The 21,606-nt window shown below is 55.7% G+C and carries 19 protein-coding genes and 1 pseudogene; 12 read left to right on the top strand and 8 right to left on the bottom strand.

From position 1 onward, the window contains the following. Window positions 1-245: 245 nt before the first annotated feature. Window positions 246-635, bottom strand: coding sequence for a DUF4440 domain-containing protein (locus tag B347_RS0109090; RefSeq protein ID WP_019409395.1), 390 nt, complete (start codon window positions 633-635; stop codon window positions 246-248). Window positions 636-895: 260 nt separating this feature from the next. After that, window positions 896-1,729, bottom strand: coding sequence for an SDR family oxidoreductase (locus B347_RS0109085; RefSeq protein ID WP_019409394.1), 834 nt, complete (start codon window positions 1,727-1,729; stop codon window positions 896-898). A gap of 147 nt (window positions 1,730-1,876) precedes the next feature. Here B347_RS0109085 and B347_RS0109080 point away from each other — a divergent pair, with 147 nt between their 5' ends. Then, window positions 1,877-2,638, top strand: coding sequence for a hypothetical protein (locus B347_RS0109080; RefSeq protein ID WP_019409393.1), 762 nt, complete (start codon window positions 1,877-1,879; stop codon window positions 2,636-2,638). Window positions 2,639-2,645: 7 nt separating this feature from the next. On the opposite strand, the gene B347_RS0109075 is transcribed toward B347_RS0109080, so the two are convergent. Then, window positions 2,646-3,110, bottom strand: coding sequence for a hypothetical protein (locus B347_RS0109075; protein ID WP_019409392.1), 465 nt, complete (start codon window positions 3,108-3,110; stop codon window positions 2,646-2,648). Window positions 3,111-3,120: 10 nt separating this feature from the next. Further along, window positions 3,121-3,900, bottom strand: coding sequence for a peroxide stress protein YaaA (gene yaaA / locus B347_RS0109070; protein ID WP_019409391.1), 780 nt, complete (start codon window positions 3,898-3,900; stop codon window positions 3,121-3,123). Between the two features lie 146 nt (window positions 3,901-4,046). On the opposite strand from yaaA, the gene B347_RS0109065 reads away from it, so the two are divergent. Then, on the top strand, window positions 4,047-5,174 hold the full coding sequence (locus tag B347_RS0109065) for a polysaccharide deacetylase family protein (protein WP_019409390.1): 1,128 nt from the start codon (window positions 4,047-4,049) through the stop codon (window positions 5,172-5,174). A 44-nt stretch (window positions 5,175-5,218) separates the two neighbouring features. Here the strand turns inward: B347_RS0109065 and B347_RS0109060 are convergent, their stop codons facing one another. Beyond that, window positions 5,219-5,539 (bottom strand): hypothetical protein, encoded by a 321-nt coding sequence (locus B347_RS0109060; RefSeq protein WP_019409389.1) that lies wholly within the window; start codon window positions 5,537-5,539, stop codon window positions 5,219-5,221. Window positions 5,540-6,018: 479 nt separating this feature from the next. On the opposite strand from B347_RS0109060, the gene B347_RS0109055 reads away from it, so the two are divergent. After that, the gene (locus B347_RS0109055; RefSeq protein WP_019409388.1) at window positions 6,019-7,413 is read left to right on the top strand and encodes a PhoH family protein; all 1,395 of its coding nucleotides are present in this window, start codon (window positions 6,019-6,021) and stop codon (window positions 7,411-7,413) included. Window positions 7,414-7,519: 106 nt separating this feature from the next. On the opposite strand, the gene B347_RS0109050 is transcribed toward B347_RS0109055, so the two are convergent. Together B347_RS0109050 and B347_RS0109045 are read right to left on the bottom strand one after the other, a co-directional pair. Then, window positions 7,520-10,546, bottom strand: a complete 3,027-nt coding sequence (locus tag B347_RS0109050) for a MexW/MexI family multidrug efflux RND transporter permease subunit (protein ID WP_019409387.1) — start codon at window positions 10,544-10,546, stop codon at window positions 7,520-7,522. Continuing rightward, complete coding sequence (locus tag B347_RS0109045; protein WP_019409386.1) at window positions 10,543-11,697, bottom strand: efflux RND transporter periplasmic adaptor subunit; 1,155 nt, start codon at window positions 11,695-11,697, stop codon at window positions 10,543-10,545. Before B347_RS0109045 ends, B347_RS0109050 begins: the two co-directional genes overlap by 4 nt. A 54-nt stretch (window positions 11,698-11,751) precedes the next feature. On the opposite strand from B347_RS0109045, the gene B347_RS0109040 reads away from it, so the two are divergent. Then, window positions 11,752-12,669: a LysR family transcriptional regulator gene (locus B347_RS0109040; RefSeq protein ID WP_019409385.1), complete on the top strand. Its 918-nt coding sequence runs from the start codon at window positions 11,752-11,754 to the stop codon at window positions 12,667-12,669. 44 nt (window positions 12,670-12,713) lie between these two features. Here the strand turns inward: B347_RS0109040 and B347_RS0109035 are convergent, their stop codons facing one another. After that, a complete protein-coding gene (locus B347_RS0109035; protein ID WP_019409384.1) occupies window positions 12,714-13,160 on the bottom strand; it encodes a DMT family transporter in 447 nt (148 codons plus the stop codon). Window positions 13,161-13,320: 160 nt separating this feature from the next. On the opposite strand from B347_RS0109035, the gene moaC reads away from it, so the two are divergent. From moaC to B347_RS0109000, 8 genes and pseudogenes are all read left to right on the top strand, one after another. Next, the gene (gene moaC / locus B347_RS0109030) at window positions 13,321-13,794 is read left to right on the top strand and encodes a cyclic pyranopterin monophosphate synthase MoaC (protein WP_026014083.1); all 474 of its coding nucleotides are present in this window, start codon (window positions 13,321-13,323) and stop codon (window positions 13,792-13,794) included. Continuing rightward, entirely contained in the window at window positions 13,791-14,036 is a 246-nt protein-coding gene (locus tag B347_RS0109025; protein WP_019409382.1) for a MoaD/ThiS family protein, read from the top strand. Before moaC ends, B347_RS0109025 begins: the two co-directional genes overlap by 4 nt. Window positions 14,037-14,039: 3 nt before the next feature. Continuing rightward, window positions 14,040-14,489, top strand: a complete 450-nt coding sequence (gene moaE, locus B347_RS0109020) for a molybdopterin synthase catalytic subunit MoaE (RefSeq protein WP_019409381.1) — start codon at window positions 14,040-14,042, stop codon at window positions 14,487-14,489. A 173-nt stretch (window positions 14,490-14,662) separates the two neighbouring features. Beyond that, complete coding sequence (locus tag B347_RS0109015) at window positions 14,663-16,711, top strand: type VI secretion system tip protein VgrG (RefSeq protein WP_019409380.1); 2,049 nt, start codon at window positions 14,663-14,665, stop codon at window positions 16,709-16,711. Continuing rightward, window positions 16,698-17,585, top strand: a complete 888-nt coding sequence (locus B347_RS0109010) for a DUF4123 domain-containing protein (protein WP_019409379.1) — start codon at window positions 16,698-16,700, stop codon at window positions 17,583-17,585. The genes B347_RS0109015 and B347_RS0109010 overlap by 14 nt, the downstream gene beginning before the upstream one ends. Further along, on the top strand, window positions 17,582-20,410 hold the full coding sequence (locus tag B347_RS25435; protein ID WP_050997496.1) for a toxin VasX: 2,829 nt from the start codon (window positions 17,582-17,584) through the stop codon (window positions 20,408-20,410). Before B347_RS0109010 ends, B347_RS25435 begins: the two co-directional genes overlap by 4 nt. Further along, window positions 20,388-20,987: a hypothetical protein gene (locus B347_RS25560; protein WP_050997495.1), complete on the top strand. Its 600-nt coding sequence runs from the start codon at window positions 20,388-20,390 to the stop codon at window positions 20,985-20,987. Before B347_RS25435 ends, B347_RS25560 begins: the two co-directional genes overlap by 23 nt. Next, a pseudogene (locus tag B347_RS0109000) lies at window positions 20,980-21,606 on the top strand (hypothetical protein); the annotation flags it as partial. The gene B347_RS25560 and the pseudogene B347_RS0109000, both read left to right, overlap by 8 nt.

Raw genomic sequence — 21,606 nt, 5'->3', positions numbered from 1 at the left:
TAAAAAGCCGTTGCGCATCGAATGGATCTACACGCCGTGTTTCAAAACAGGAACACCTAGTACATATCCGTTTCGCTCACAACAAGTCCTGCTGTGACGGCCCTTTGAGTCGTCCACACAAACGCGTGGCGACAGATGCAATTTTTAGATCGAAAGCGCAGGCGTACTTCAGAGGCTACCCATTTTGTGTACGGCGCAATCCAGGCTATTGACCTTGATCTACCCCGCGACTTCGGTAGGCCACGTCAGCAAAACGTCTCATGCAAATGACGCCACACCACCTTCCCGTGGCCATCACGCTCAAATACCACCGTAGCCCGGCGATCATTACTGGGAGCGTTAGGCCACTCCTGCAACTCGCGATAACTGACCACCGCACCTTGTTCATACAAGGCAAGCCCCTTGAACTCGCTGAGCGTAATTTTCAGCTCCGGACGCATCCCCCGTAGCGGCTCAAATAACCCCTCCAAACCCTCCAGATCCAGCACGGAACCACTGGGCGTAATCATCGAAAACTGCGCCGAAAAACGTGCCAACAATGTTGGCAAAACCCCCGGATTCTCCCCGGAAAACCAATCCTCAATCTCGGCAAGCGTTTCCGTTACAAGATCAAAGTAGCTCGAATAATCAGTCATCACTATTTCCATATCAGGGTGCCAGCAAAGCCAGCACGCGTTGGGGTCTCTAGGCGTAATACGAGGACAAGCGGCACAAGCGTCAATGCACAACTGATGGCAAAGCATAGGGCAAAGGCGCGTTGCGTCGAGGTGATTGACGCGCCAACGCTGATCTTCGAGCGCTTTGATGTGGCCCTGCGTCTCGCGGGTCCTATCAGCCCAACCCGGCTAAAGCTCGGATCAGGGCCGATAACGCCTGCGTGCTGCAAGCTTTTGCGTTAACCGGGCAGGGCGGGGCGATCCAAGCCAAATCGCTTCATCAGGATTTTTTGCAGCAGGGCTCTTGGCAGTAAGGCGGCCAGCAGCGGCATAGCGCGGCTGCCGTTACCGTATCTCAACAGCCGTGGCGTGTTGCGGCGTTCTACTGCTTTGAGCACCGCGGCGGCAAATGCGGTGGCGGGCGTGGGGTTGTCTTGCGAGGCCTTGGCGCGTGCACGAATACCTTCTCGCATCGGCCACCAAGCAGAGTCTTCGCCAATCAACTGTTCTGCCTGAGCGCTGGCATGTTTAGCAAATGAGGTGTCGATGGCGCCGGGCTGAACCTCCATGACGCGAATCGCAAAGGGTGCCAGTTCCATGCGCATCGCTTCGGTCAGCGCATGAACCGCCGCTTTCGATGCGCAGTAGGCGCCTGCAAAGGGCGTTACCAATACCCCGGATACGCTGCCGATATTCACCACCAGCCCGCGATTACTGCGCAGAAGATCAAACAGCGCTTGGGTGACGCCGACCACTGAAAAAACATTGGTTGAAAATTGCCGTGCGATACCTACAACGCCGCCGTCGAGCAGCGGCCCCATCGCGCCATAACCGGCATTATTAATCAGTACATCCAACCCTTTGCCATGCTGCTTGAGACGAGCACTCAACTGATCCACGCCAAGGCTGTCATTAACGTCCAGTTGAACAGCGACAAAACCAGCGGCCTTAAGCAGGGCCACATCAGCCGGCTGACGGGCTGTTGCCCACACCTCGTAACCAGCTTGTTTGAAGGCATTGGCCAGCGCACGGCCAATGCCACTGGAACATCCGGTAATGAGAGCGATGGGCATAACAGATCCTTAAGCGATTCTAAAAAATGAAAGTACGTCTTCGTTACGCACTCTACAAGACACGGGTTACATTTGAAAATAACTCGCTCCGTGTCGTGTTTTTGTTTCAGCTATTGTTGGTTTTAATTATTAAAAAGGAGTGTTGAGATGAGTCATGTTATTAAACGGATGTATCAAATTAATGTGCCAGATATAAAGGCTGGAGAAAATTTTGAAGTGCGTATGGGTATCGAAACAACGGGGGACTATGAAACAGAAGAGGCCAGGCTTGAGATTATTTTGGCACCGGGTACCCGAGTTGAAAATATTGTCACGCCCTATCTTCGCTACGGTTTTAGATTGCTCGAGAATCAGCGCGATGGGTACACGTACTTTTATGGCCAACACAGAGAAGACTCCTGGAAGCCCATCACCTATGTAAGACTGATTGCCGACGAAGACTTGAAAGACGCAGGGCTTAGGACTATTGGCGAATTTACTTATTACACATGGCAAGGAATAAAAGGCGTAAGTATTCCGGTTGTTGCCAACGTGATAACAACTTGCGAAGTGGCCGTCCTAGTAAACAGCAAGGTGGTGGCAGCGTGGCAAGATTTAACAACTACAGGGTGGGTGTACAGTTATGAGGTTGATTTTGACATTGCACTCGAACATGAGCCGATTGAGACATGGGAGGTTTCATGTGTGCTTCCTAAGGGGACTCAATTGTATAAAAAACCTTGGGCAGAAACGACGTTCGATCAAACAAGCGGTTTGTTTAAAATGTTTAAACCTGCTGCCAAACAGCCAAATGAGGCCGGGTCAACCCTCTCAATTGCATTTCAATTGCTGTATCCCGCCGCGCTGGGGCAACACCCTTCGTTAGAAACGTTAAATGCCCTGAAGGGCAGTTACACCTACGCGCGATAAACATCTGTCAGTTTGAAAAACTGCCTTGCAGGCGCTCAGCGCGAAACTCTAGGGTTTGCGGGCGATAACCCGCGCGCAGTGGCGGCATCGGCAAACAGTCTTGCCACGCAGCGCCAGCTTGAAGCTCGCCGGGCCCACGATAGCGGGGAGCGGTGTATTGGTTATCGGCCAGGTTAACCGTGTCACCCGGTGCATAGGCCGCGATCCGCCAACCGAGTTCGGTCAATGGCACTTTATTGTTGTTTGTCAGGGTTAGCTGCAGCGGACGGTCTGTGGGGCAGTGTGCGGGGTCATACACGATCCGCAACTCCAGACGCTCCAACTGCTCGGCCTCGCGATTGTCCAGCCAGGCCACCGATGCGGCCACTATCGCCAGCCCGGTCACGGCCGCTAACGACACCGGCAACGCCTTGCCCGGGTAGCGCAGCAACAGCACGAGCCAAGCGATGATCAGTAAAACGCCGATAAACATGGACATGCCTCTACTCGCAAGCCTCATCACGCAAGAAAACCAGCAGCTCTGGCTTGGACTGTTCGGCGCTGTAGCGGTAGCCCTGGGCGTCAAAGTGCTTGAGATCTGCGGGGTTGTTGATGCGTTCCTTGATTACAAAACGGCTCATCATGCCGCGTGCTTTTTTGGCGTAGAAGCTGATGATTTTGTGCTGACCGTTTTTCATGTCCTTGAATTCAGTATTGATGATGCGGGCGTTCAAGGCGGACTTTTTTACCGCCGAAAAATACTCATTGGACGCCAGATTTAGCAATACGTCATCGCCTTGCTCAGCCAGTGCTTCATTCAGCCATTCGCTGATGCGCGTGCCCCAGAATGCGTACAAATCTTTGCCGCGGGCATTGGTCAGCTTGGTCCCCATCTCCAGGCGATACGGCTGCATTAAGTCCAGCGGGCGCAACAGACCATACAAACCGGAGAGCATGCGCAGATGCGTTTGGGCGTAGTCAAAATCTGCTTCGCTGAAATCCACGGCATTCAGGCCTGTGTACACATCGCCTTTGAATGCCAGCAGTGCCTGCTTGGCATTGTCGGGAGTGAAAGCAGGTGTCCAACTGCCAAAGCGGGCGGCATTGAGGCCCGAGAGTTTGTCGGACAGATGCATTAGCTCGCCTATCTGTTGCGGGCTTAACTCGCGCAATTGCTCGATCAACTCTTGTGAGTGGTCTAAGTATTGCGGCAGTGTGAAACGCGCAGTGGCCGGTGGCGTCTCGTAGTCGAGGGTTTTAGCAGGTGAAATCACCATCAGCATGAGGTCGTCTCCTTTAAGCGTTAGGGGATTCTAGGCGCTGTCGCGATTTGACTCCACCTATGGTGGTGATAGGGCTGCGTATCTGTAGGCGCTAGCTTGCGAGGGCCGGGTTATAGTGCCGTCAGTTATTACAAGGAGAAGGATCTGTGCGCATTGCTCTTTTTCTGTCGGCCTGGCTGGTGTGTCTGGGAGTCGTGGCGGCGCCCAACGACCCGGCGACGCTGGACCGCAGCACCTGGCCCGAGCAATTGATCAGCCCGGCTCTTTTCGATGTCGCCTCGCGCGCCGAAATCCTCACGTTTGCCCATGCACTGCTGGCCACTGAGGGGCTGGATGAATACGCCTTCAAGCAGCGTCTTGGCCTCAAGATCATCAACATGGACGCCATAGATACCGTTCGTCAGCGCATGTGGATGCGTCTGTTGGCCAATTACAACCTTGCCCAGCAAAGCTGCGACCAAGACGCCTCGTTCTGCTATTACGTCGATGACATGAGCAGCTTGCGTGAACAAGCGGGCAAGTTCGAGATCGCGGACGATTCTTTCTATGTGAAATGGGCTGAACCGAGCGCTGCGTTTCATCGTCGCTACCTAGATGAACAATTGCGCTTGGCGGCACTTTCGCCGCAAATCAGCAGTGAAATCGCGTTGCTGGGCGATCAGGAATTCAACGGTGATGACATGAAAGATCGGCTGTTTATGCTGACGTTTGACAGCGGCCCGACGGCTATAGGCGGCACTACCGATTGGGTCACCGACTACTTGCGCAAGCAGTCCATGAATGGGACTTTTTTTGTGTTGGGTAACAGCTTCCAAGCGCGGCTCGATAAAAGCTCCGAACAGGCGGTCAAGGCGTTGTACAAGGGGCAATGCGTGGGCGTGCAGGGGTGGGAGTACCGAGCCCACAGCCATTGGCAAAACTGGCAAGACTCGGTGCTGCGCAGCACTGCCTTGGTCAAACAGGTATTGCCTGACAACTACGTGCCTTTATTCCGACCACCCTATGGGCAGCGTCGGGTAGACAGCGGGGCGTTTTTCAAATCTCAGGGTTTGCAGGTGGCATTGTGGAACATTGATTCGCAAGACCTAGTCGCCAGCCTGAGCGCCGAACAGTCGGCGCACCGGGTATTAACCCTGATGCTGCTGTGGCGCCATGGCGTGATTGCGTTTCACGACACTCAAGACAAAGTACGTACGGCGCTCCCGTGGCTGCTAAAGGCTACGGCGCAAAGTGGTTTGGGATGGGAAGATTGTGCGGCGCTGGGCACTCGATAAGCAGAGCGCCCGCCCGATGCGGACGGACGCTTGGAACGTGGTGCTTACAGCAAGCGTAAGGCCAGTTCGGAGCCAGCGCGCAGGTACTCAACTTGAGAGACGACAGCATCTTTGACGATGGCTTCACCGGTGTCAGTCAACTTGGCCTTTTTCGCATCTATAACCGATAGCTGTAGAAGTTGCATGGCGACATCCATCGCTTTTTGAAACGCGGTGATGTTGTTGTGCTGGCCAAACTCTCGAATGACCGCCTCCATACGCTCGTCAGCGTTGTCGCGAAGCTGCCGGTATTCAGTCACCGAAACGCTGCCATCCTTGTAAATATCGAGCAGCATCTGTTCCAGGGTTTTGGAGATAGGGGTCATACAGCTTCCTTTGGCGTAGGCATTAAGTGGACGCAGGTCGTATTGGCCAGTGCGTACCGAAGCTTAGTGCTGCCAAAAAGAATGGAGGGTAGGTGCTGTCCCTTCTGAATGTGAGACAGGTCCGACCTTGAGGGGGAAGATTTCGAGGCGTTTCTTTTGCGCCTAGACGTTGAGTTGGTGGCAGTAAAAGCCATGACATTGAGTCAGGTAACTTCTGAGCCTAGTAGCAATTGAGCGTGTCGCCAAGGCTATTCGTCAGTCAGAAAAATAAATCAGCCAAAGTACAAAAATACTTATTTTTGTCACACGATTAGGAGTATTACGAAGACAGACGGCCGAAACCTGCGACACAGGTGGCGTCTTCCAAGACCCATCGGGCAGGGCATTCATCTGATAGAAAAAGATGAGTTCGGCAGTCACTTCGAGGCGCAGCACTGTTGCGGTATTGCGTCGAATGGCTCCCACAAAGGTGACCGAGTATGGATGATCACGGACGCACTCCTTCTTCCAACCAGCCAATCCTTTATGTACTCGATACCAATGTTCTGATTCACGATCCAAACGCTTTGCTTAACTTCGAGGAACACCACGTCACCATCCCGATGACGGTGCTCGAAGAGCTCGACAAGCTCAAAACCGGCAAGCTACTGGTGGCAGCGGAGTGCCGTCAGGCCATTCGTTTAATCGACCAAACATTGGGCGCGGCATCGCCAGAAGACGTTGAAAAGGGTGTGCCGATCCAGCGTGGCAAGAGTGGGCCGAAGGGCTTTCTTTCAATCCTGATGAACAAGCGCAGAGAGCCTAATGCGCTGCTGCCCGAAAACCTAAACGACAACATCATCATCAATCAACTGATTGACCTGCACGCCCGCGACCCGAGTTTGCATGTTGTGCTCGTGACCAAAGACATCAACATGCGGCTCAAAGCACGGGCCTGCGGCGTTGAGTCCGAGGACTACAGCACTGACCAACTGGTAGATGACGTGTCGATGCTGTCACGCGGCTACCACACCATGACCGGTTCGTTCTGGGACCGCGTTAGTAAAGTCGAAACCCGGCAGGGTCATGGCCGCACGTGGCATCAGGTGCAAACGAACGAAAACCTGCCAGCTGTACACATCAACGAATTCATCATCGATGAGCAGGGATTTGTCGGCTGGGTCAAAGAGGTGCGCAAGGACCACCTGCTGATTCTCGACATGCACCAGGAGCCGTTGCTGCATCAGGAGGCGTGGGGGTTAAAACCGCGGGATATTTATCAAGGGCTGGCGTTGTTTGCCTTACTCGATCCGGATATTCATCTGGTTAACCTGTCGGGTGCGGCGGGTTCGGGTAAAACCATTTTGGCGCTGGCGGCGGCGATTGAACAAACCATGGTCAGCAAGCGCTATCGGCGGATCATCTGTACCCGCAGTGTGCAAGGGCTGGACCAGGAAATCGGCTTTTTGCCGGGCACCGAAGCCGAGAAGATGGAGCCTTGGCTGGGGGCCATCACCGACAACCTCGAAGCCCTGCACATGGAGGATGAAAACACCCACGGCAGCGTCGATTACATCCTTAGCAAAGTGCCCTTGCAGTTCAAGTCGCTGAACTACATCCGAGGGCGTAGTTTCCAGCAAAGCCTGATCTTGATTGACGAGTGTCAGAACCTCACCCCGCACCAGATGAAAACCATCATCACCCGTGCGGGCGCGGGCTCTAAAGTGGTGTGCTTGGGCAACCTGGCACAAATTGATACGCCATATCTGTCGGCCACCAGTTCGGGGCTGACCTACCTGACGGAGCGTTTCAAAGATTTCCCTAACGGCGTTCACATCGCCCTGCAAGGCGTGCCTCGTTCGATCTTGGCCGAGTACGCGGAGTCGCATCTCTAGCTAGACCTGCTATCTCTGTAGGAGCGAGCTTGCTCGCGATCTTTTGATCTTTAAAAGATCGCGATGCAAGCTCGCTCTTACAGTTTTACGGCATACGCAAAGCCTCCTACCTCGCAGGCCTCTTTGAGATCAACGTGTAGATCGACGGCAGCACAAACAGCGTAAACAACGTACCCACGACCATTCCCACCACAATCACGATGCCCAGCCCGAAGCGGCTACTGGCGCCTGCGCCGCTGGCGAACAACAAAGGCACCAAACCCACCACCATTGCCGCGGTGGTCATCACTATCGGGCGCAGGCGAATTCGCGCTGAATGGATGATCGCGTGAGTTGGGGAGTAACCGCGAGCTTGCAGATCGTTGGCAAACTCAACCATCAAAATCCCGTGTTTGCTGATCAGTCCGATGAGTGTTACCAAACCGATCTGGGTGTAAATGTTGAGCGTGGCCCAGCCCAGTGCCAGCGGAATCAAGGCGCCGCAAATCGACAGCGGCACGGTAATCAGGATGATCAGCGGGTCGCGCAGGCTTTCGTACTGCGCCGCCAGCACCATGTAAATCACGATGAGGGCGAACACAAAGGTCAGCAGCAACGCATTGCCTTCGTGAATGAATTGCCGCGAATCAGACTGCCAGTCGTGGCTGAAACTGGCGGGCAGTTGATCGGCTTGTGCGGCCAAAAATGCCACCGCTTCACCCAGGCTAACGCCCGGCGCCGCAATGCCCTGAAACGTCGCTGCATTTTGCTGGTTGAATTGTTTCAGACGGTTGGGCTGGATGTCGTGATGCAGGCTGACCACGGTCGCCAGCGGCACTTGAGCGCCGTTGTCGGTGCGCAGGTAGAGGCCGTTCAAGGCATCCGGGGTCAAACGCCCGCTGGCCTGGCTTTGGGCGATTACGTCATACGAGCGGCCTTGTAAGCCGAAACGGTTGGTGTAGTTTTCGCCGACCAGCACCGCCAGGGTGTTGGCGATGTCTTGCAGGCGAACTCCCAGACTGTTGGCCTTGCTGCGGTCGATCCGTACTTCGGTGATCGGGTTGTTGAAGTCCAGATCACTGTCGACCACGGCGAACAGGCCGCTGGCTCGGGCTGCCTGCTTAATGCCTTCCATCGCCTGATACAGCGCGCGGTAATCGTCGGTGCTGCGTATTACCAGTTGCACCGGCAAGCCCCCTGTAGAGGCGGGCAGCGGCGGCATTTGGAACACGAAAATCGAGTTACCTTCTACTGCATCGACCTGTTGCTGCAATTCGCTCTGGATGTGCGCTGCACTGCGGCCCCGTTGATTCCATTCGCTCAGATTGATGCCCGCATAACTGGCGGCCACCCCGTCAGTGCCATTGATGATCCAAGTGCCGGTTGCTTCGGGGATTGCGCCGAGTACGTGGCTCAGTTGCCGGGCATAACGCTCAACAAAATCGAGGTTAGCGTGTTGTGGCGATTTAATTGCCAGCAACAGATTGCCCTGATCTTCGCTGGGCGCCAGTTCCTTGTCGGCCTGGCCGTAGAGCAGTGGCAGGCTCAGCAAAACCAGCACGCCAAACCCCAGCACCGCATTGCGCCAACGTAATGAGCGCACGACTGCACCCAAATAGCGGCGCGACAAGCGGTGAAAAAAACCTTCGGCCAACTGGCCCATGCGGCCTTCGTTTTCACCTGCGGGCAGCAACTTGGCGCACATCACTGGAGTCAAGGTCAGCGCTATCACCCCCGACACCAGCACCGCACCTGCCAGGGTCAGGGCGAACTCCTTGAACAAGGCGCCGGTCAGGCCGTTCATCAGGCCGATGGGCATATACACCGCAGCTAGGGTGATGGTCATCGCAATCACCGGCGCGGCGATTTCTCGGGAGCCGATCAAAGCCGCGGACAAGGGCGGGAGGCCGTCCTTGATATGGCGATGGATGTTCTCGGTGACCACAATCGCGTCGTCCACCACCAGGCCGATGGCTAGCACCATGGCCAGCAGTGTCAGCAGGTTGATGCTGAACCCGAACATCGCCATCAGCGCCAGCGCGCCCAGCAGCGACAGTGGAATACTGAGGATCGGAATCAGCACCGTGCGCCACGACCCCAAGCACAGAAAAATAATCGCCACCACGATCAACATGGCTTCAATCAGGGTGGTGAGCACTTCCAGAATCGAGGCGTGAATAAAGTGTGCAGTTTCGAATGCCAGTGCGACGTTAACCCCTGGCGGCAAGGTTTTCTGGATGTCAGGCAGCAGCGTTTTGATGCCGTCGACGATGACCAGCGGATTGCCCTTAGGCGTGGCGTACAGGCCAACATGCACAGCGGGTTTACCATCCATGAGCGCGCTGGTCTGGTAGGCGGCCGAGCCCAGTTCAATCTCGGCAATGTCTCCTAGTCGCAACAAATGATCACCGCGATTGCTGATCACCAATTGACGAAATTCATCGAGGGTTGTGAGGTCGCTGTTCACCGCAATCGATGAAACCACGTACTGGCCCTTGATTTGCCCCGGTGCCGCTTGGACGTTATTGGCGCGGATCGCCTGTTCGACCTGATCGGCGCTGATCCCGTGGCCCGCCATGCGTTGCGGGTCAAGCCACAGCCGCATCGCCAACTGCTGGCCGCCAAAGGTCTCGACGTTGGCCACGCCTTCAATGGTCGACAGCAAGGGTTGCACCACGCGGCTCAGGTAGTCGCTCAAGGCCGCAGCCGAGAGCGTGTCACTAGTAAAACCGACATAGGCGACAGCGCTGGCTTCGCCTGCTGAACGCTCGATGACGGGGTCGTAAGCCTGTTCCGGCAAGCGGTATTTGACGTGATTGACCTTGGCGATCACCTCGCTCAAGGCTTTGGCGGAGTCCTGGTTCAGCGCCATGCGCAAAGTGATTACGCTGTGACCTTGCACCGAAGACGAACTGACGTACTCAACGCCTTCGACCGAGGCCAGCGACTGGTTGAGCGGTTGGGTGACAAAACCTTGCATCAGTTCGGCCGGGGCACCGGGGTAGTCGGTGCTGACGGTAATCACCGAGCTTTCCAGTAGAGGGTACTGGCGCACCGGCAAGCCCCTATACGCATTGAGCCCGGTCAGCAGAATCATCAAGCTGACCACCAGAGCGAGCACCGGGCGGCGGACGAAAATATCGGTGAACTTCATTTTTCCGCCCCCCCAGCCCCTGCCTCGACCGTCAGCACGCTGTTCGTGATGGGTTCAATGCGGGCGCCATCACTGAGTTTGATCTGACCGGAGATCACCACTTGATCGCCTGTGGCTACGCCTTGGCTGATCACCACCCAGCCATCGCGGCGCTCGCCGGTCTTAACGGCGACGCGGCGTACTGTTGGCGCGCTGGCGGCCTCGCCGGGGGCCTGCACCACAAATACCGCTTCGCCATACGCGCTGTAAGTGACTGCGGTCTCTGGGACGCTTAAGGTGTTTTCGGGCAGAGACTGAGGCAAACGCACCTTGGCAAACATGCGTGGCAGCGCGGCGCTCGGTGGGTTGTGCAGGCGGGCTTGAATGTTCACGGTGCGTGAGCGTTCGAGAAACGGATCAATGCTGCTGACCACCGCCGTCAACGGCAGGTGGGGCAGGGCGTCGAGTTCGACCTGCAACAGGCTGTCGGGCTTGAAATGCGACACGGCCTGTTCAGGAATACTGAAATTGACGTACACGCCGTTGTTGCCCACCAGATTGATCAGCGTCTGGCCTGGGTTCACGTATTGGCCCACATGGACTTTGCGAATGCCCAGTGTTCCGGCAAACGGCGCGCGAATGGTGCGCTGCTCGATCTGCGCCATCAGGCCCTGCAACGCGCCACGGGCGGTGGTGTATTCAGCTTGGGCATCGTCCAGCGTTTCGCGGGAAATGGCATTGGCGGTGATCAGCTTTTTAAAGCGCTCAAGGCGAATCCGGGTGTTGTCGAGTTGCCCCTGCAAGCGCACTAACTGGCCGCGCTCAGGGGCGTCGTTAAGCCGCACCAGCACTTGCCCGCGCGCCACGTATTGCCCTGACTCAATCGGCAACTCAACTATTCGCCCGCCAATTTCGGCCGGGACACTGACTTCCTGCACCGCTTCCAGTTCGCCAATCGCTTCCAGGTAACGGATGAACGGTTGATTACTGACAGCGGCCACGGCCACCTTAACCGGCGCGGCCACATACTCAGCGGGCACAGGCTGTTGCCAGCGCCACAGCCCCCAGGCGATCAGTATCAGCAGTGCGCCTACCAGCACGTGTAGGGCGCGGCGTGAGGTAAGCTTGCGGGTGTTACGCGCTGTTTCAGTTGAGTGTGTTGGGTTAAACATGCAGCGCTCCCTTAGGGACAGTCGTCCACGGTTGGCTATGACAGGAGAGTCGGGGTGTTACTGCGCAATATCGATTTGAATTTGCTGGTGGTGCTCGATGCGTTGCTCACGGAGAAACACGTGACCCGCACCGGTGTTCGTTTGCACTTGAGTCAGCCGGCAATCAGCCATTCGCTGAACAAACTTCGGGTGTTGCTCGACGACCCGTTACTGATTCGTCAGGGCAACGAGGTGGTGCTGAGTGCACTGGCGCAAAACCTTCAGGCGCCGCTCAAGGCCATCCTCGGGCAGGTCGAAACCTTGCTTGGCCAGTCCATCGACTTTGTGCCCGCCGATTCGCAGCGCACCTTTCGCGTGGCGATGTCCGATTACGGGGCCGCTATCGTGCTGCCCAAATTGGTGACGCAACTGCGCGAACAGGCGCCGGACATCTCGTTGGTGGTCATTCAAGACAGTCGCTTGGGCATGATTGAGCAAATTGAGCAGGGCAAAATCGATCTGGCCGTTGGCGTGTTTCCCATGCTGCCCGCCGATGTCTGCAGCGATGTACTGTTTGTAGAAACCTTTACCTGCTTGCTGAATCGCAACGCCCTGCCAGACAGTGGCGTATTGGACCTGGACACTTACCTGCAGCGCCCGCACCTGTTGGTGTCGATGGATGGCAACACCCAGGGTGAGGTCGACAACGTGTTGCGCAGCCAAGGTTTACAGCGTCGAGTCGCCGTCAACGTGCCGCACTGGGGCACGGCCCCAGGCATGATTGGCGACACGGACCTGATCCTTACCGTGGCCAGCCGTACTCTGGATAACCTAGCGTTGGGCGATTCATTGGTCACACTGGCACCACCGCTGAACGTTGCGCCGTTTAACTATGTACAGGTCTGGCATCAACGCTTTAACGAAGACCCGGCGCATCGGTGGTTGCGTGAGTGGGTCAAACAGGTCAGCGCAAAGCCTCTCGCGGTCGTTTAAACGATCACAAGATCGCGAGGCTAGCTCGCGCCTAGGAGTGTTTATCAGCCCCGCGAGGCGATTAAAAACCCCGCCAGTACCACGCTCACGCCCAATAGTTTTTGCAGGCTCGGGGTGTTTTTTGGCAGTCCGAGCAAGCCGAAGTAATCAATCGCCAGTGAAATAACCAACTGGCCTACCACCACCGCCATGATGAAATTCAGCGCGCCCAGGCGCGGTACGGTGATCAGCGCCACGGTGATGTAAAACACCCCAGCTAGGCCGCCGAGCCACATCCACCAAGGGCCGTTCATCAGCGCCGCGAGGTTGGGGCGTGGCACTTTGATGATTAGCATCACCAGCGCAATCGCCAGACCGCTGACCAGTAATGAGATGACCGTGGCCCAAAAAGGGTGCCCGAGTACTACGCCGAGTCGGGCGTTACTTCCCGCTTGCAGGGGCACTGCGACACCCGCTAACAGACTCAAGGCAACAGCAATAAAAAGTGGCATGAGAATGGCCTCCTAAGTGGTTGACGTTGTACGTCTAATGCGTGTGGGCGGCCAATTCGATGTTCTGATGCACGGTATTCGCGGTGTCGATGACCTTCGCGCACGTGGGCAAAATCGACCCTCGGGCTTACACTGGCGGCTCTTGTCTGGAGAACTCCCTGTGCTGACTCATTTAGATTCCCAAGGCCGCGCCAACATGGTCGATGTCACCGATAAAGCGGTCACATCCCGTGAGGCGGTGGCACAAGCTGTGGTACGCATGCGCGCTGAAACCCTGGACATGATCGTTAATGGCGGCCACCCCAAGGGCGACGTGTTCGCTGTGGCGCGCATCGCCGGGATTCAGGCGGCGAAAAAAACCTCGGACCTGATTCCGTTGTGCCATCCGCTGATGCTCACCAGCGTCAAACTGGAACTCAGCGCCCAAGGCACCGACGCAGTGTTGATCGTCGCCCGCTGCAAGCTTTCCGGACAGACCGGGGTCGAGATGGAAGCCCTGACGGCCGCCAGCGTTGCGGCCCTGACTATTTACGACATGTGCAAGGCCGTCGACCGTGGTATGACCATCGAAAGCGTGCGCGTGCTGGAAAAGCTCGGTGGCAAGAGTGGGCACTTTCAGGCTGACGCATCATGAAAATCACCGTGCACTTCTTTGCCCGTTATCGTGAAGCGTTGGACTTGGACAGCCTTTTGGTGGAAGGGCCGTTCACCTCCGTCGAGCAGTTGCGTCAGGACTTGTTGCGAGGTGGCGAGGAGTGGCAGGTGCTGGCCGAGCCCAACCTGATGTGTGCGCGCAATCAAGAACTGTGCAAACTCGACGAGCCGCTGAACGACGGCGACGAGGTGGCGTTTTTCCCACCGGTGACCGGGGGCTGAACCATGGCGATTCGGGTGCAAGTAGCAGCCTTTGATCCGGGCGCTGAAGTCAATGCGCTGCACGCGGCCAATTTGGGCGTGGGCGCGGTGGTGAGTTTTGTGGGTTATGTGCGCGACTTTAATGACGGACGCGAAGTGGCAGGTATGTTTCTGGAGCACGCTGCGGGCATGACCGAAAAAGCCTTGGCAAAAATCGTGGTCGAAGCGCAGCAGCGCTGGCCGTTACTGAACCTTGAAGTGCTGCACCGGGTGGGTGCGTTGGAACCGGGCGAACCGATTGTGTTTGTCGGCGTGGCCAGCGCTCATCGTCAGGCGGCATTTGATGCCTGTGCCTTTGTGATGGACTACTTGAAAACCCGCGCCCCGTTTTGGAAGAAAGAACAGACCGCCGATGGCCCGCGTTGGGTGGAAGGGCGGTCCAGCGATGAGGCAGCGGCAGACCGTTGGGCCTAACGAGTCCCCCTGTAGCCGCTGCCGTAGGCTGTGATGGGTTGCGAAGCGACCCAATTTTTAACCGATAAAGCACAAACTGATACATTTCTTCGGCCTCTTTCAGAAGCCTCCTACAGCATCAATTCCTGTTCATCCGTTAGCGTTCCTCCCTTTACTTCAGGGAGGATTCACGGATGTCCATATTGGCCCGTCACAACCACTTTAGCCTCTCGATCAACGGTGCCAATCAAGACCTTCGGGTGCTGGCGTTTACCGGCAGCGAAGCCATCAACAGGCCTTTTTCCTTTGACCTTGAACTGGTCAGCGATCGCTCTGATCTCGACCTAGAGACGCTGCTGCACCAGTCCGCTTTCCTAGCATTCGATGCACAGGGCAATGGCGTCCATGGGCAGATTTCGAGCATTGGTCTCAGCAGCCCTGGCACGCGCCTGACTCACTACCGTCTGACGCTGGAGCCGCAGTTGGCCTATTTGGCCCATCGCACCAACCAGCGCATTTTCCAGCACCTGACGGTGCAGCAAATCATTGAAGAAATACTGGAAGAGCACGGCATCCTCAGCAATGCCTACACCTTCAATTCGCTCTCGCCCTACGCGCCACGGGAATACTGCGTGCAGTACGGTGAATCTGATTTACGTTTTATTCAGCGTCTGTGTTTTGAGGAAGGTTTGCACTTCTGCTTTCGACATTCACCTGACGGCCACCAGTTGGTGTTCGGCGACAAACAGCAAGCATTTACCTCGCTCAAGCTTCCGACGCCGTACGTGCAGGGTGCAGGTATGGTGGCCGAAGAACCATCGATCAACCGCTTTGAACTGCGCCTGCAAGCCCGGACCAATCGCACGGCTCGCCGCGATTATGACTTTCAAAAAGCCAGCCGCACGCTGCAGGTCGATAGCCGCTCAGACCTCAATGAGCGCGCACTCGAAAGCTACATTTACCCCGGCTTCTTTACCGAGACCGCTCAAGGCCAGCAACAAAGCCAGCGCGCGCTGGAACATCACCAAACCGGCTATCGCCAGGCCCGCGGTAGCAGCGATCAGCCGACCCTGAGCAGTGGTCTCTTTTTGCCAATGACCCGGCATGCCAACGCGGCGTTCAACACGGGCTGGCTACTGACTGAAGTCACCCACACAGGCAAACAGCCCCAGGTATTGGAAGAGCAGGGTGGCGGTACGCAATCGGCCGCAGCAGATGGCTTCACCCAAGGCTATCGCAACACGTTTCATGCAATCCCTGAGGATGTGACCTACCGCCCGCAAGAGGTCTTCGCCAAACCGCGGATCCTCGGCAGCCAAACCGCTCGCGTCACCGGGCCAGAGGGTGAAGACATCCATTGCGATGAGTACGGCCGGGTCCGGGTTAAATTTCATTGGGACCGCAGCGCCATTAATGATGACCAGAGCAGTTGCTGGCTGCGCGTGTCATCGAGTTGGGCGGGCGACAGCCATGGCGGCGTGACCATCCCCCGCGTGGGCATGGAAGTGCTGGTGGCCTACCTCAATGGCGACCCGGACCAACCGGTCATCTGTGGTTGCTTGGCCAACAGCCTCAACCCGACCCCGCTTACATTGCCGGCCAACAAAACCCAAAGCGTACTGCGCAGCCGCAGCACCCCCGGAGGCAGCGGCTATAACGAACTGCGCATCGAAGACCGCAAAGGTCAGGAGCAGATCTACCTACACGCCCAGCGCGACTTGCAGCAGCACATCAAAAACGACAGCCACTTGCAGGTTGATGGCACGCGCGAAGAAACCATCACGGGTAACAGCGTCTCGGTGCTCAAAGCCGAAGAACAACGCACCGTCAGCCTGGACCGCAAAGTGCAACTCAACGCTAACGACCACCTGGCCGTCGCCTTCAGCAGCCACACCCTGGTCGGCACAGCCTTGGTGGCCGAAGCGGGGATGCAAGTCCACATCAAGGCAGGTGCGCGCGTGAACCTGCAAGCCGGGGCCAACATCACCCTGATGGCGGGCGGGCAACACCTGCTGATTGGCGCTGCGGGGATCTACGCCAGTTGCCCGATTCTGCTGGGAGGCGTGCCGTTGCCGGGGCTGCCTGCGGTGCCGTTGTTGCCGGGGGATGTTGCGGCAATGCAGAGCTTACCGATGCAACCTTCAACCCAAATGCTGGCTTTGATTAGAGGCAACCCCTCGTGCCCGCAGTGCGAAGCGCTTGCGCAAAGCCATGATCAGGAGAGTGCTCATGCTGACGTTTGAAACACTGCCCAATGACCTGCCTTGGAAGGGACACGCCTATTTGCTGCTCGACGGTGTCAGTGTGAACAACCTGTTAGCCAAGACCTTCGAATGGTTTGGTACCACGGATGTGCAACTGCTGTACGCCAACACCCCGCTGGCAGCGTGCAGCGAAGTATCGCCTTGTCTGATTACCCTCAATGGGCGAAATACCCCAGGGCTTAGCCATTACATGGCCCATGCGGCTGAGGAGTGGGGTTATTTGATTTTCAGCGAGGCGAGTTCATTTGAGGTCATGGCTCACTTGCGCTCGTTGCTCAACGCTCAGTATCAGCCGCAGGGTCAAAAAGTGTGGCTGCGGGTGGCGGATCCGGCGGTCATGCACGCCGTTCTGAACCATGCGACCAGTGCGCAAAAGCCCGAGGTGTTTGGCCCCATTGACCAGGTAGTACTGCCTGATGTGGTTAACAACACCTGGCAACATCACATTCGCCCAGGTGACGTGCTGCAGCCATTGCCCAAACAGGCGTATGCCTTGTGCGAAACCCAGCAAGCCATTCTCGACGCAGTGCGTTTTCGCAGCACCCTCAAGGTGCTAGAAAATCATGTGCGCAAGTACTTCCCAACGTATGGCGCGCAATGGTCATCCGAGACGCGCTGGCAGTGGATGCGTGAGAACGCTGACAGGGCTTACACCTGCGGTTTCACCAGCAATCAGGACATTTGCCTCTACACCAATGTGTTCCTGTTGTTGGGCGACGACGTGCTAGTGCAACACCCCAACATTGCCACGCTGATCAATCAGTCGTCAGCGCTTACGCCTTCGCAGCGCATCGAAAAAGCCTCCGAACTGGCGTTCTCACGCAGTGTTGCGCTCAAGGGGAATCGCGCATGAGCACCCCAAACCACATTGACTATAGTCGCAGTGACGCTAAAACAGCTCTAGGCGTTTGTCCGTTACGCAACGCAAAGGTGCAACTGCTGCCGCTGCGTTATGGGTTGGTCGAGCGGCTTGATCCATCAGCCGCGTTGGCCATGCCTTATCAACCGACTTCACGCCCGCTGGGTATTCGGCTGTTGCGGGACGGCTGGCTGTATGTGATCGACAACACCAGCAGCTACTTGCACGAATACCGCGTCCAGAAAGGCGAGGTTTCTCAGCTTTTATGGGAGGGCAACGAGGCCAGTCAGGACCAGCGTCAAGGCGTGAGCGCGCAAAAAACCTTGCTGTTCTCGCGCTTGACCACCTTGCACATTGCCTACAGCGAAGTGCAATGGACGGCCTACAAATGCTCACACATGATCGGCAGCCGCGCTGAGCGTGATTACTTCATGCAAGTCGTCGACCTGAGCAAGGCTGATTGCGTTAAAGGCGGACCTCATCTGCTGACCGAGGTACAAGCCAAACAGTGGCTGGCCGAAGTCGCCGAGCCGCCTCCAAGCGAAGTATCCATCGAAGGCATGCACTCACAAGAAACCCAGGATTACGTGTGGGAAGACCAGCCGCAGTTCCTGAATACCCACATGGCGGCGGTCAAACGCAACCTGCTCCCAGCCTACGAACACGACCATTTGTATCTGGTGTTTAACGACACGCTGGGTGTGATGCGAGATTTGGCCCAGGAACAAGACACGGTCGTGGGATGGATCGATGAATGGGTGGCCAAGGAGAAGCAGGAACTTAAATACCTGGTGGGCAGCTACATCGAAACCCTGATGGTGCTTAACGACCAAAGCGCGCCTAGTGCAGGTGTCAGCGCCAAGCTGTTTGAGAAAACCACAGAGCAGCAACGTGAGTCGATCTACGATTATTTGAATGCGCGCAATGCGCTTAAAGGCATGCCAAGCAGCGCCAGCCCGGAAAAAGCCTCCTACCCAGGGCACGGCTTCGACGCCAGTAACCGGCTTGCACGACAATCAATGAACGATAAAAAACACGCCATGCACGAAGCGCTTGGCGAGCCGCTGTATGACGAACTGGAAGACGACATCGAAGCCCTGCAAGACCACGGCGACGCAGCGCTGCAAGGTCGAGGTATAGGCGCGCGGGGTATTCATGACCTGGTGCGGCATCAGGAAATGACCGCCTACCTTGAAGCTGAGCGGGTACACATCAAACGCTGGACTGCGCGCCTGGATCGCATCACAACCGATCGCACGCAGTTATTTATCCAGGGTGAACTCCACCGCAGCCTGTGGTGCTTCGACCCGCAACGTGAAGAGCAACTGCACGCCGCGCTGGTGGCTGAGCACAACTGCGTACGCGACCTGTGCCGAACCGATGAAAGCCTGCAAGCGGTCGGTGAATACTTTCACGCACACCCGTATTACATCCTGCCGGCGTTTGGCAGCCGTCTGGACTGGACGTTTATCAACAGCAAAGCGGGCGATGTGGTCAAGTGGCTGGATGACCACCGTAATGCCCAAGAAAACATTGCCACTGCGCAAGGACGTTTGGTTGAAGTACAAAAACTGCTGGGGCGGCATTGGGCAAACAGCCTGGCGCTGAGCCCGCAAGCGATGATCAACAGCCAATTGGTACAAGCCGCTTACTCACCGGCGGCGGCCCTGCGCACAGAGCAATGGCTGGTCAAACTGCAAAGCAATTTGAATAGCCCGGCCCTCAAAGCTCACTTGAATGAACTCAACACCTACAGCAACCGGGCGCATCGCTTGGCGAGTTTGATAGCGCTTGAGCATGAGGGCGCCACTTTACGCGTGGCCAGTGCGCAGGAGGTTCAGCAATTCAGCACCCGCGTTGCGAATCTGAATGTACTGCTTAAGAACGAAGACACGTATAAGTACAACGCCAAAGTATCTATTAAAGACAGCAAGCGCCGCATGCTCAGTGACGAACAGCGGCAGACTGCTCGCTATAACGCAGATCGCTATCACCAATTGCACATGGATGCCAAAAAAGAGCGTTGGGCGTTGGTTAAGAAAATTCAAAGCAGTCTTACTGTGACTGTCAGTGAGTCGGCAGGCTTTATTGGGGTAAAACTTAAACTTGCTCCGCAGCAGCACGCTTATTTAAACGAAGAGATAGACCGGTTGCGCTCTGGTGTTAAAGGCGGGTATGGCGAAGGGCGTGCGGGTGTAACCGCTTTTAAGGGAGGGTTGTTGCCGTTAGCGTTAATGCTGTGGCAAGCGCAGACATTGGGAGAGGCTTGGAGGGAGTGGGAGAAACACTCAGTAGCTGGGACGGGATCGATTAAAGAGCGAATAATTATTGGTGGAGCCATATCGGGTGCAGCCTCATCTGCATTATCTGTTTATCAGAGCGTGCATATTTCTATCGTTGATAAAGCATTTAAGGTTGTTCAGCTGAGTAGTGATAATGCCAATGGAATGCTGCTGGCTGTAAAGCTTGGGAAGTTAGGGCTGGGGCTTGGGGGTATCATTGCGTCTTTTGCTTTTTTTGGGGCGTTGGGTGTGTCGCTGGGTAACTTCAATAAGTGGGTAAAAGCCATTCGTACGGATAATGCAGGGGAGAAAGCAGGTGCATTTATAGCTCTGGCAGGTGATACAGGTAATGCCGCAATGGCAGGAGTAGCTTGGGTTAATATGTTTTCGGAGTTGCGTATAGTTTATGAGTCACTTGATAAAGGTGCCCGAGCGTTAAATACAGCCTGGGCTTTGGGGGGGGACTCGATTTCTAAATTACTCCGCAAAATTGACACCGTGGGGCTTGGGTTTTATGGCCCTGAGCTTAGGCGGTGAGGCCATTTATAACTACAACAATCTCGATGATCACCAGCGCTGGTTAATGAAGTGCTGCTGGGGGAATGATGAGCAAGGATGGGATTGGCCACTGCATGCTCAATACTTGGCAGAGGCAACGCTGCGTCCTGTAATCACTGACGAAGGTATCACTCAACCTTCTGATGGGTTGGATAGGTTCCGGACTTTTGTGTTGAGTTTTCCAGGTATGAATATGCAGCGTTTAGCTGAACATTCGATTCGATTCACAGCACAACTTAAGCATGATAGCGCCGCCGCTATTATCGATGTTGGCGAGAAGGTACTTAATAGTTATCGTCTTGTTGGAGATAACCCTCTTGCCCTGCAGCTAAATTTACCCTATGACTGGTGTGGTACACAGTCATTAATGCTGATGCGTATCTCGGTGCAGCCCGAACTGGCAGTTCGTCCACTCAAATCCGAGGCGTTATTTTTGCATTATCGTATTCCTCTGGATCTTGGAAGTATTAATCCTCCAATCAAAGGCGTGGAAGATATTGCTCATGTCGGAAGTATGGATGGGTATGAATTGAGAGTGGAGCATTTAAATGCCTGACCCTAAATACAACCGATTGCCTCATGCCGGGGATTTTGAGATCGAAAGCGGCACGGAGGCATTCTATTTTGCACCCAGACCTTTACCGACTGGGGCAGCGGCGTTTAGTGGACAACGTATGCATCGCGAGGTAAATGATGTGTTCTTGGATTTTGCCCATGGTGTTAGCGGTTTGGAATTCGCTGTACGAGCCTCGGTAGGATCTATTCTTTGCATGGCGATTTTCTTTTTCTTAGTGAATGTACTTTTGGCCGGTTCGTCTTTTTATCATGGTTGGCCATTTTGGAGTAACTTAATTGAGAATGTACAAAATCCCATAATGTGGGGTTTTACGGCCGTACATATACTCATCGCAGGAATACCCCTATACAAAAGCATCCACCAAATAACCTCCGTCCCGCCCGTCCGCTTCAACCGCCAACGTCGCGAAGTGGCCTATGTTCGACAAAAAGGTGAACCTCCGCTAATTGTCCCTTGGGAAGAAGTCATTGCCTGTGTCACGGCAGGCACCGTAGTTAACCAATACGCCGTTATGCACAACTACTCGCTGATGATAGGGCTGCGCGACAGTCGCAGTGGCGAAGTTGTGTGGTTGACCCTTAACGTCGGCCATTTAAGT

Source organism: Pseudomonas psychrophila HA-4 (assembly GCF_000282975.1).
GTDB lineage: Bacteria > Pseudomonadota > Gammaproteobacteria > Pseudomonadales > Pseudomonadaceae > Aquipseudomonas > Aquipseudomonas psychrophila_A.
Note: the sequence above shows the minus strand (reverse complement) of the source record. Positions and strands in the feature narration are given on the sequence as shown.

Coding starts and splice junctions, on each gene's coding strand:
- B347_RS0109015 (WP_019409380.1), top strand. CDS start 14,663: ATGTCCATATTGGCCCGTCACAACCACTTTAGCCTCTCGATCAACGGT.
- moaE (WP_019409381.1), top strand. CDS start 14,040: ATGGCGATTCGGGTGCAAGTAGCAGCCTTTGATCCGGGCGCTGAAGTC.
- B347_RS0109045 (WP_019409386.1), bottom strand. CDS start 11,697: ATGTTTAACCCAACACACTCAACTGAAACAGCGCGTAACACCCGCAAG.
- B347_RS0109050 (WP_019409387.1), bottom strand. CDS start 10,546: ATGAAGTTCACCGATATTTTCGTCCGCCGCCCGGTGCTCGCTCTGGTG.
- B347_RS0109025 (WP_019409382.1), top strand. CDS start 13,791: ATGAAAATCACCGTGCACTTCTTTGCCCGTTATCGTGAAGCGTTGGAC.
- B347_RS25560 (WP_050997495.1), top strand. CDS start 20,388: ATGGCCCTGAGCTTAGGCGGTGAGGCCATTTATAACTACAACAATCTC.
- B347_RS25435 (WP_050997496.1), top strand. CDS start 17,582: ATGAGCACCCCAAACCACATTGACTATAGTCGCAGTGACGCTAAAACA.
- B347_RS0109060 (WP_019409389.1), bottom strand. CDS start 5,539: ATGACCCCTATCTCCAAAACCCTGGAACAGATGCTGCTCGATATTTAC.
- B347_RS0109090 (WP_019409395.1), bottom strand. CDS start 635: ATGACTGATTATTCGAGCTACTTTGATCTTGTAACGGAAACGCTTGCC.
- B347_RS0109010 (WP_019409379.1), top strand. CDS start 16,698: ATGCTGACGTTTGAAACACTGCCCAATGACCTGCCTTGGAAGGGACAC.
- B347_RS0109085 (WP_019409394.1), bottom strand. CDS start 1,729: ATGCCCATCGCTCTCATTACCGGATGTTCCAGTGGCATTGGCCGTGCG.
- B347_RS0109055 (WP_019409388.1), top strand. CDS start 6,019: ATGGATGATCACGGACGCACTCCTTCTTCCAACCAGCCAATCCTTTAT.
- B347_RS0109075 (WP_019409392.1), bottom strand. CDS start 3,110: ATGTTTATCGGCGTTTTACTGATCATCGCTTGGCTCGTGCTGTTGCTG.
- B347_RS0109035 (WP_019409384.1), bottom strand. CDS start 13,160: ATGCCACTTTTTATTGCTGTTGCCTTGAGTCTGTTAGCGGGTGTCGCA.
- yaaA (WP_019409391.1), bottom strand. CDS start 3,900: ATGCTGATGGTGATTTCACCTGCTAAAACCCTCGACTACGAGACGCCA.
- B347_RS0109080 (WP_019409393.1), top strand. CDS start 1,877: ATGAGTCATGTTATTAAACGGATGTATCAAATTAATGTGCCAGATATA.